Here is a 1803-nt window from a genome sequence, read left to right as displayed (position 1 = left end):
CGGTCGGGAGCTGGTGCCTCTTGGCGTCCAGCCGCTCCAGCATGCAACCGACGATAGCCTGAAAGCCGGGCTCCATGACCTCCTGACAGTTGAAGCTGGGCGAAATCGCGGGCCAACCTAGTAGCGCGTAGGGTGCCGGCACATCGCTAGTTACCCGAACTCACCCCCAGGCGATTACTCGTGCAGAGGCAACTCAAAATTTGCGGCTCAAGTACGACGAGCCTGCCAGTCCGAACCGCCACTCGAGATCGACAGCCTTGGAGATGCCGACCCGGTGTCCCGTTAAGATGGAGCTGGTTCTTGCTCCTGACGGCAGCTTGAACTGGAACGGAAGCTCGTCCAATGGCAGCCCGTCATAAGATGCATCGACAGCAAGCGCCTGGCAAAGGCGACCGGGTCCCGAACAAAGAAGTCGAAGGTCATCAACGCCGCGATTGGCCCGCATCAGGTCGAGCTTTGATTGCGGTTTGATCGCGCGCACAAGGACAGCACTACCGGGAAGACAGACGGCATTCAGGCACCAATGCAGACCATAGGACCGATAGACGTATGCGCTCCCTGGGGCGCCGAACATTGCGGAGTTTCGCGAAGTCCGACCACAAAAACTGTGTGAGGCTGGGTCATTGGCGCGATAGGCTTCCGTTTCGACGACGATCCCGCCCACGCCGTGCACAAGAAGCGTGGCGCCAATTATATCGCGAGCGACAACGCAGGCGTCCCGGGCAAAGAACTGGCGGTTCGTGATCAACGCCTGCACCAGATCTCGACCGCGCCGAAACATGGGGCGAACAAGAACATTCCCGCTCCGGCTGCAAAAGGCCAATCCACCAAGGCCAAACTCGCGATCATCAGCATCGCGGCGCTTCCTGCTGAACTCGGATAGCTCTGATCGCCTATAATGAGGGTCGATTGGCTATTCAACAGCGCCTAGCCCAAGCGGTCGAAGTGATTGGAAAGTTGAAGTTCGTTGCCGGCGTAGAAAAGAGAGACCCGGAAGACCGTGCCCGCTGCCGCGCTTGCGATGCCGCGATGCGTTAGGTGGCCGGAGAAAATCCTCGTGCGCTGCTCGGGAGCAATACCACGAAGTAACGTGACAGGCTCTGCGATCGTTGAAGACTTTTGATCGAGCCATATCATGCCATCGACCTCGATAAGAAAAATGGCCTACGATCCCGACAGCAGAATCCTCTCGGTGTGGTTCGTCGCCAGCGGCAAACGATACGAATTTGAGGAAGTGCCGCCGGAGACCTTCGCCGCGTTCAAAGCCGCCTTTGCGAAAGGCCGCTATTTCAACGAGCACATCCGGAATCACTTCCGGTACCGTCAGGTTGCGGCCGGCAAGGATGCGGGATGACGGCAAGCTGTTGATACATTCCAACTGCCGGTTGGTGGACGCAGCGCAGCCGGCGCGCGTAGGATTTTCTTACGATCCCCGCCCGCCCTGAGCAAACGACTGATAGCCCGCCGTGCCGAAAGGTGCGGCGGGCTTTTTTGTTGTCTGGGGGGAACACGATCTGGCGACAATCGTTCGGGCGCCAACAAAAGCGCCGAACAAGATCGAGGTACAACAATGCGGGAAAGGCAAGGCTTAACCGATAAAGAAAAATACGACCGACAGGAGCGCACGTCGGATGCTGCGCGGGCATTAACAGACATTGAGCGCGTCGCACGAGACGCAAAGACGGCTCGGCTGCGGGAGCAACGACTTAAAGCCGAGACTGCTCTTCCTGCTGCATCGGCACCGAAACCGAAGAGGAATTCGAAGACCAAGAAGTCGTAGATGGCACGCTGCACCTGCGCCCT

The 1803-nt window shown here is 58.5% G+C and carries 4 protein-coding genes; 2 read left to right on the top strand and 2 right to left on the bottom strand.

The window, feature by feature from the left end; all coding sequences use genetic code 11:
- Positions 1-193: 193 nt before the first annotated feature.
- A complete protein-coding gene (locus tag AC0L3O_RS35310) occupies positions 194-748 on the bottom strand; it encodes a DNA-3-methyladenine glycosylase (protein WP_473537210.1) in 555 nt (184 codons plus the stop codon).
- Here AC0L3O_RS35310 and AC0L3O_RS35305 point away from each other — a divergent pair.
- Positions 668-883 carry a hypothetical protein gene (locus AC0L3O_RS35305; RefSeq protein WP_287226949.1) on the top strand — a complete coding sequence of 72 codons (216 nt, stop codon included), beginning with the start codon at positions 668-670 and terminating at the stop codon, positions 881-883. The genes AC0L3O_RS35310 and AC0L3O_RS35305 overlap by 81 nt on opposite strands.
- Before the next feature lie 44 nt (positions 884-927).
- On the opposite strand, the gene AC0L3O_RS35300 is transcribed toward AC0L3O_RS35305, so the two are convergent.
- Entirely contained in the window at positions 928-1137 is a 210-nt protein-coding gene (locus tag AC0L3O_RS35300; protein WP_473537209.1) for a hypothetical protein, read from the bottom strand.
- Here AC0L3O_RS35300 and AC0L3O_RS35295 point away from each other — a divergent pair.
- Complete coding sequence (locus AC0L3O_RS35295) at positions 1136-1354, top strand: KTSC domain-containing protein (protein WP_095486903.1); 219 nt, start codon at positions 1136-1138, stop codon at positions 1352-1354. The two genes, AC0L3O_RS35300 and AC0L3O_RS35295, sit on opposite strands and share 2 nt — an antisense overlap.
- Positions 1355-1803 lie beyond the last annotated feature (449 nt).

This window comes from Mesorhizobium sp. WSM4810, assembly GCF_055811235.1.
Note: the sequence above shows the minus strand (reverse complement) of the source record. Positions and strands in the feature narration are given on the sequence as shown.